The sequence below is a fragment of the Streptomyces sp. NPDC059853 genome (assembly GCF_042731495.1).
GTDB lineage: Bacteria > Actinomycetota > Actinomycetes > Streptomycetales > Streptomycetaceae > Streptomyces.
The window spans coordinates 1-7554 of record NZ_JBHWJL010000258.1 but is presented as its reverse complement, the minus strand read 5'-3'; the positions used below and the strand labels follow the sequence as shown (position 1 = coordinate 7554).

Here is a 7554-nt window from a genome sequence, read left to right as displayed (position 1 = left end):
CGGTGGCGGGGTGGGGGCCGGGCCCGGTGCCGGGATCCGTGGGGGGTAGGGTCGCGGCCCCGCCCCCGCCACGGCCGGAGGTACGCACCGGGAACCGCGGCAGCAGCAGCACGACCAGACCGATCGCGCTCAGCCCCACCACCCCCGGCACGATCCACGCCCCCACGCCCTGCACCGAGAAACCGACCACGCCGAAGGCGATCAGCCCCGACCAGAAGTACATGATCAGCACGGCCCGCCGGTGCGAGTGCCCGATCTCCAGCAGCCGGTGGTGCAGATGCCCCCGGTCCGCCGCGAACGGCGAATGCCCGTTCCAGGTACGGCGGACGATCGCCAGCACCAGATCCGCGAACGGCACCGCGATGATCGTCAGCGGCAGCAGCAGCGGGATGTAGACCGGCACCATCTCGTGCACCGCGCCGCGCACCGAACCCGTGAACAGCTTCATCGCGTCCGGGTCCACCTGCCCGGTGATGGAGACCGCGCTCGCCGCCAGGATCAGCCCCAGCAGCATCGAACCCGAGTCGCCCATGAAGATCCGCGCCGGATGCATGTTGTGCGGCAGGAAGCCCAGACACATGCCCATCAGCACCGCCGCGAACAGCGTGGCCGGGGCGGCCGACTCGATCGCGTAGCCGTACCAGACCCGGTACGCGTACAGGAAGAACGCCGCCGCCGCGATGCACACCATGCCCGCCGCGAGACCGTCCAGACCGTCCACGAAGTTCACCGCGTTGATGGTCACCACCACGATGGCCACGGTCAGCAGCGTGCCCTGGAGCGGCGTCAGCGCCACCACCCCGACGCCCGGCACCGGCAGCCACAGGATGGTGAGCCCCTGGAGCACCATCACCCCGGCCGCGATCATCTGCAGGCCCAGCTTCACCAGGGCGTCCACGCCCCACTTGTCGTCCAGGACGCCCAGCAGCCAGATCAGCGCGGCCGCCGACAACAGCGCCCTGGGCTCGTCCGAGACCCGGAACACCTCCGAGGTGTTGGCCAGCTGGGAGGCCACCAGCAGACCCGCGCACAGCCCCCCGAACATCGCGATGCCGCCCAGCCGCGGGGTCGGCTCCCGGTGCACGTCACGCGCCCGCACCGCGGGGGCCGCGCCCGCCGCGATGGCGAACTTCCGCACCGGACCGGTCAGCAGATACGTGACCGCCGCCGCGACACAGAGCGTCAGGAGATATTCACGCACAGGCTGCCCCAGAAGTCTCGCCGTCCATGGCGCAACACCTTCTCATGCCCGCCGGCCCCGCCGTCCCGCAAGGGCCTCTGTGGGCGATCTTGTGACCGGCCCGCGTCCTTCGCACCGCGTCAGGGGCCGGGAACCCCGGTCAGCGCGGTCACCACCGGATCCAGCGCGGCCCTGATCTCCTCGCCGATGCTGCGGAAGTACGGGATCGGCGACCCGTACGGATCCTGCACCTCGTCCGCCTCGGCGGTCGGCGCCAGCAGCCAGCCGCGCAGCGCCGCCGCCGCGCTGGCCAGCGCGCGGGCCCGCTCGACCAGCGTCTCCGGCGAGCCCACCGCGGGCAGCGTGGAGACGTCGATGGCCCGCACCAGGCGGGTGAACTCCTTCAGCGTGAACGTGCGCAGCCCGGCCGAGTGCCCCATCGCGATCACCTGCTGCCGGTGGTCACGGGTGGCGGTCAGCACCAGGTCGGCACGGATCACATGCTCGTCCAGCAGCTCGCGGCCGAAGAACCCGGCCGCGTCCGCCCCGTACTCGGCCAGCACCTGCGCCGCGTGCTCCTCCATCGGGGCACCCTCGTGCCCCCAGGTGCCGGCGCTCTCCACCACCAGGGCGTCACCGAACCCGCCCAGGCGCTGGTCGAGCGCCTGCCGGGTGAGCCGTTCGGTGATCGGCGAGCGGCACACATTCCCCGTACTGACATGCAGGATCCGGAAGACCGGGCGGAGACCGCCGGCCGGCTCGGTCGGCTCCGGCTGCCGTATGCCACTGTCCGCAAGCGCGGTCAATGGGAGATCTCCAGGTCGGGCACGACTTTGCGCAGTTCCTCCTCGCTCACCGCACCGGCGCGCAGCAGCCGGGGAACCGGCCGGGTGACATCGATGATCGACGAGGGCACGGTGTCGGGCGTGGGGCCGCCGTCCAGGTAGACCGCGATCGCGTCGCCCAGCATCTGCTGGGCGGCGTCGCAGTCCTGCGGCGCCGGATGGCCGGTGAGGTTGGCGGAGGAGACCGCCATCGGGCCGAAGTCCTTGAGCAGTTCGAGGGCGACCGGGTGCAGCGGCATCCGTACCGCCACCGTGCCCCGGGTCTCGCCCAGGTCCCAGGTGAGGGACGGCTGGTGGCGGGCGACGATGGTGAGCGCGCCCGGCCAGAAGGCGTCCACCAGCTCCCACGCCTGCTCGGAGAAATCGGTGACCAGGCCGTGCAGCGTGTTCGGCGAGCCGACCAGCACCGGGGACGGCATGCCCCGGCCACGGCCCTTGGCCTCCAGCAGCGCGCCCACGGCACTGGTACTGAACGCGTCCGCGCCCACCCCGTAGACCGTGTCGGTCGGCAGGACGACGAGATCGCCGCGCCGCACGGCGGACGCCGCCTCCCGCAGCCCGTGCTTGCGGTCGACCACGTCCGTGCAGTCGTATCGCCGTGCCATCAGTGAACGTCCTCCTTGGTCATCGGTTGACCCTGCGGGCGGTGGCGAACCGCGGCCGGTTGTTGAGATCGGGGTGGTCGGCCGCGTCCGCCCAGCCGCGGTCCTCGGTGAAGATCCACGGCACCTGGCCGCCCTGGGTGTCCGCGTGCTCGATGACGACGATCCCGCCGGGGCGCAGCAGCCGGTGCGCGGCGCGCTCCAGACCCCGGATGGTGTCCAGGCCGTCCTCGCCGGAGAACAGCGCCAGCTGCGGGTCGTGGTCGCGGGCCTCGGGGGCCACGTGCTCCCACTCGGTGAGCGGGATGTAGGGCGGGTTGGAGATCACCAGATCGACCTGCCCGGCCAGCTGCGGCAGCGCGGTGAGCGCGTCCCCGTGGTGCAGCACCACCCGGGAGCCCTCGGCGTTGCGGCGGGCGTACTCCAGGGCGCGCTCGTCCAGTTCCACGGCGTGCACCCGCGAACGCGGCACCTCCTGGGCCAGCGCGAGCGCGATGGCGCCCGAGCCGGTGCACAGATCGACGATCAGCGGCTCGGCGACGTCCATCGCGCGGACCGCGTCTATCGCCCAGCCGACCACCGACTCGGTCTCCGGCCGGGGCACGAACACCCCGGGGCCCACCTGGAGTTCCAGGTAGCGGAAGAACGCCCGGCCGGTGATGTGCTGGAGCGGCTCGCGCGCCTCGCGGCGGGCGATCGCCTCCCAGTAGCGGGCGTCGAAGTCGGCGTCGGCGACGGTGTGCAGCCGGGGCCGCTCGGTGCCGTGCACGTACGCCGCCAGTTCCTCGGCGTCGAAGCGTGGCGAGGGCACCCCGGCGTCGGCGAGCCGCTGGGTGGCGCGGGCCACCTCGGCGAGCAGCAGGGAACGGGGGTAGGAGCTCGGCCCGGTGGCGGATGACCCGGATGATGACGTCACGTCTTCCACCCTACGGTCACTGCGCCGCCGCGAGCTTGGCGGCGGAGTCCGCATCGACGCAGGCCTGGATGACGGCGTCGAGTTCGCCGTCGAGCACCTGGTCGAGGTTGTACGCCTTGAAGCCCACACGGTGGTCGGAGATGCGGTTCTCGGGGAAGTTGTAGGTGCGGACCCGCTCGGAGCGGTCCACGGTGCGCACCTGGCTGCGCCGGGCGTCGGACGCCTCCCGGTCGGCCTCCTCCTGGGCGGCGGCCAGCAGCCGGGCGCGCAGGATGCGCAGCGCCTGGTCCTTGTTCTGGAGCTGGCTCTTCTCGTTCTGGCAGGAGACGACGATGCCGGTGGGGAGGTGGGTGATGCGCACGGCGGAGTCGGTGGTGTTGACGGACTGGCCGCCGGGCCCCGAGGAGCGGTACACGTCGATGCGCAGGTCGTTGGGGTTGATCTCCACGTCCACGTCCTCGGCCTCGGGCAGCACGAGCACGCCGGCGGCGGAGGTGTGGATGCGGCCCTGGGACTCGGTGGCGGGCACCCGCTGGACGCGGTGCACGCCGCCCTCGTACTTCAGGCGGGCCCACACACCGGCGCCCGGCTCGGCGGTGCCGCGCGTCTTGACGGCCACCGAGACGTCCTTGTAGCCGCCGAGGTCGGACTCGTTGGCGTCGATCAGCTCGGTCTTCCAGCCGACGCGCTCGGCGTAGCGCAGATACATCCGCAGCAGATCGCCGGCGAACAGGGCGGACTCGTCGCCGCCCTCGCCGGCCTTGATCTCCAGGATGACGTCCTTGTCGTCGCTGGGGTCGCGGGGCACCAGCAGCAGCCGCAGCCGTTCGGTGACGGCCTCGCGGGCGGCGCTCAGCTCCTTGACCTCGGTGGCGAACTCGGGGTCCTCCTGGGCCAGTTCACGGGCGGTCTCGATGTCCTCGCCGTAACTCTTCCAGGAGTGGTAGGCGGCGATGATCGGGGTCAGCTCGGCGTAGCGCTTGCTGAGCTTGCGGGCACTGGCCTGGTCGGCGTGGACCGCGGGGTCGGCGAGCCGCCGTTCGAGGTCGGCGTGTTCGCCGATCAGTTCCTCGACCGCCTCGAACATCGTGTGCTCCTGAGAAAAGGTGGGGACCCGGGGACAGCGGGGAGAGCGGGAAAGCGGGAAAGCGGGGACGGGAAAGGCGCCGGTCCGGCCGCGTCCGCGAGGGAACGTCGGCCGGGCCCGGCGCCCGGGGTGGGGCTACTTCTTCGCGGCCCCGGCGTTCTTGCCGAAGCGCGCCTCGAAGCGGGCAACCCGGCCACCGGTGTCGAGGATCTTCTGCTTGCCGGTGTAGAAGGGGTGGCACTCGGAGCAGACGTCGGCGCGGATGCTGCCCTCGGTCATGGTGCTGCGGGTGGTGAAGGAGGCCCCGCAGGTACAGCTGACCTGGGTCTCGACGTACTCCGGGTGAATGTCGCGCTTCATGGTTTCTCCTTGCTGATCGGAGGGCGCCGGGTCGGCACGCCCGATGCGTGCCGTGAACCGGAACCGGCGGCTCAGTCTGCCAGCACTGTCCGCTCCGTCCAAAACGAGGGGGCCCTGGGCCGTTATTCCCCGCCGCCGGGGGCGACCCGCCCGGTGTCCGGCCGGTCGCTCAGGGTGCCGGGGACGGGTTCGTCGGCGCGCAGCGCGTCCCACAGCCGCTCGCTCTCGGGGCCGAGGGGCACCACCCGGTTCGGGTCCCGGTCGTCGCCGGCGACCGGCAGGGTCACCAGGTCCAGTTGTTCGGGACCGATGTTCTTGAGGGTACGCGCCAGGCCGGTGAGCGCCGAGACGGAGGCCAGCGCGGAGTCGGTGGTGAGCGAGGAGGTGGCGGCGTTCGCCAGGTCGTAGAGCTTCTTGGGGTTGGTGAACAGACCGATGTCGCCGACCTGCTCGGCCAGCGCCCGCACGAACGTGTGCTGGAGCCGGATCCGCCCCAGGTCGCTGCCGTCGCCGATGGCGTGCCGGGTGCGGACCAGGGCGAGGGCCTGGGCGCCGTCCAGGGTGTGGGTGCCCGCGGCGAGGTCGAGATGGCTGTCGGGGTCGCGCAGGTCCTCGTGGGTGGTGATCCGGACCCCGCCCAGGGTGTCGATGATCTGCTCGAAGCCCTTGAAGTCGATCTCGACGTAGTGGTCCATCCGGATGCCGGTCAGCGCCTCGGTGGTCTTGATGGCGCAGGCCGGCCCGCCGACCTCGTACGCCTCGTTGTACATGGTGCGCGGCGCCTCCGGGGCCGTGCCGCCGCCGGGCCGCTCGCAGGCGGGCCGGGTGACGAGGGTGTCACGGGGGATGGAGACCACGGTGGCGGCGTCGTGCTCCTCGTTGATGTGCACGATCATCGCGGTGTCGGCGCGGGCGCCCGCCTCCGAGCCGTAGACGCCGTTGTCCCCGGCCCGGGAGTCCGAGCCGAGGACGAGGATGTCCAGCGAGCCGTGCGGGGCGTCCTCGGGCCGGTCGCCGCCCAGCGCCGAGTCGATGTCGAGTCCGGCGATGTTGCCGTCGAACTTCACGTACAGCGCGACCCCCGCCGCGGCGGTCGCGGTGAGCGCCGAGACGGTGAGGAGTGCGGCCACCCGCAGCCTGCGCCGCCTGCGGCGCGAGCGCGCGGCCAGCGCCGAGGCTCCCGGCGGCAGGGCCTCGCCCGCGGTGTCATCCGCCATTGCCCCAGTTTCACCCGATACGGCGAGGGCCGCATCACCACAACGGGTGATGCGGCCCTCACACGGAGTCCGGGATCCGGATCAGTCCTGACCGTTCGGGGTCGGGGTGGTCTTCTGGATCTGGAGCAGGAACTCGGCGTTGGACTTGGTCTGCTTCATCTTGTCCAGCAGCAGTTCCACGGCCGCCTGCGAGTCCAGGGCGTGCAGCACCCGGCGGAGCTTCCAGACGATGGCCTGCTCGTCGCTGCCCATCAGGATCTCCTCCTTGCGGGTGCCGGAGGCGTCCACGTCCACCGCCGGGAAGATCCGCTTGTCGGAGAGCTTCCGGTCCAGCTTCAGCTCCATGTTGCCGGTGCCCTTGAACTCCTCGAAGATCACCTCGTCCATCCGCGAGCCGGTCTCCACCAGCGCGGTGGCCAGGATGGTCAGCGAGCCGCCGTCCTCGATGTTGCGGGCCGCGCCGAAGAACTTCTTCGGCGGGTAGAGCGCCGCGGAGTCGACACCACCGGACAGGATCCGGCCGGAGGCGGGCGCCGCCTGGTTGTAGGCGCGGCCCAGACGGGTGATGTTGTCGAGCAGCACCACCACGTCGTGCCCGAGCTCCACCAGCCGCTTGGCCCGCTCGATGGCCAGCTCGGCGAGGGTGGTGTGGTCCTCGGCGGGGCGGTCGAAGGTCGAGGAGATGACCTCGCCCTTGACGGCCCGCTGCATGTCGGTGACCTCTTCGGGGCGCTCGTCGACGAGCACGACCATCAGATGGCACTCGGGGTTGTTGCGGGTGATGGCGTTCGCCACCGCCTGCATGATCGTGGTCTTGCCGGTACGCGGCGGGGCCACGATCAGACCACGCTGGCCCTTGCCGATGGGCGAGACCAGGTCGACGATCCGGGTGATCAGCTGGCCGGGCTCGGTCTCCAGCCGCAGCCGCTCCTGCGGGTAGAGCGGGGTGAGCTTGTTGAACTCCGCACGGGCGCGGCCGTGTTCGGCCGCCATGCCGTTGACGGAGTCGAGCCGCACCAGCGCGTTGAACTTCTCGCGCCGCTCGCCCTCCCGGGGCTGGCGCACCGCGCCGGTGACGTGGTCGCCCTTGCGCAGGCCGTTCTTGCGGACCTGGGCGAGCGAGACGTACACGTCATTGGGGCCCGGCAGGTAGCCGGAGGTGCGCACGAAGGCGTAGTTGTCGAGGATGTCGAGGATGCCCGCGACAGGGATCAGCACATCGTCGTCGGCGACCTGCGGCTCGTTGAAGCCGGAGTCCTCACGCCCGCCGCGGCGGCCGCGCCGGTCGCGGTAGCGGCCCCCGCGGCCGCGCCGCCCCCCCTCCGAGTGGTAGTCACCGCGGATGGA

Annotated in this window: 8 protein-coding genes; all 8 read right to left on the bottom strand. The window is 71.7% G+C overall.

Features of this window, described 5'->3' with window-relative positions:
* A partial coding sequence (locus ACFV5N_RS21910; RefSeq protein ID WP_385602434.1) for an MraY family glycosyltransferase occupies positions 1-1213 on the bottom strand: 1213 nt, incomplete at its 3' end.
* Positions 1214-1320: 107 nt separating this feature from the next.
* Positions 1321-1986, bottom strand: a complete 666-nt coding sequence (locus ACFV5N_RS21905; RefSeq protein WP_385602431.1) for a protein-tyrosine-phosphatase — start codon at positions 1984-1986, stop codon at positions 1321-1323.
* Positions 1983-2630: an L-threonylcarbamoyladenylate synthase gene (locus ACFV5N_RS21900; RefSeq protein ID WP_385602428.1), complete on the bottom strand. Its 648-nt coding sequence runs from the start codon at positions 2628-2630 to the stop codon at positions 1983-1985. The genes ACFV5N_RS21905 and ACFV5N_RS21900 overlap by 4 nt, the downstream gene beginning before the upstream one ends.
* A 19-nt stretch (positions 2631-2649) precedes the next feature.
* Complete coding sequence (gene prmC / locus ACFV5N_RS21895; protein WP_385602425.1) at positions 2650-3543, bottom strand: peptide chain release factor N(5)-glutamine methyltransferase; 894 nt, start codon at positions 3541-3543, stop codon at positions 2650-2652.
* A gap of 16 nt (positions 3544-3559) precedes the next feature.
* Positions 3560-4630, bottom strand: a complete 1071-nt coding sequence (gene prfA, locus ACFV5N_RS21890; protein ID WP_019435873.1) for a peptide chain release factor 1 — start codon at positions 4628-4630, stop codon at positions 3560-3562.
* Between the two features lie 135 nt (positions 4631-4765).
* Positions 4766-4990, bottom strand: coding sequence for a 50S ribosomal protein L31 (rpmE, locus tag ACFV5N_RS21885; RefSeq protein WP_019435872.1), 225 nt, complete (start codon positions 4988-4990; stop codon positions 4766-4768).
* 122 nt (positions 4991-5112) lie between these two features.
* Entirely contained in the window at positions 5113-6207 is a 1095-nt protein-coding gene (locus ACFV5N_RS21880; RefSeq protein WP_385602421.1) for an LCP family protein, read from the bottom strand.
* A gap of 81 nt (positions 6208-6288) precedes the next feature.
* Positions 6289-7554: transcription termination factor Rho (gene rho, locus ACFV5N_RS21875; RefSeq protein ID WP_385602418.1), on the bottom strand; the 1266-nt coding region annotated here is incomplete at its 5' end.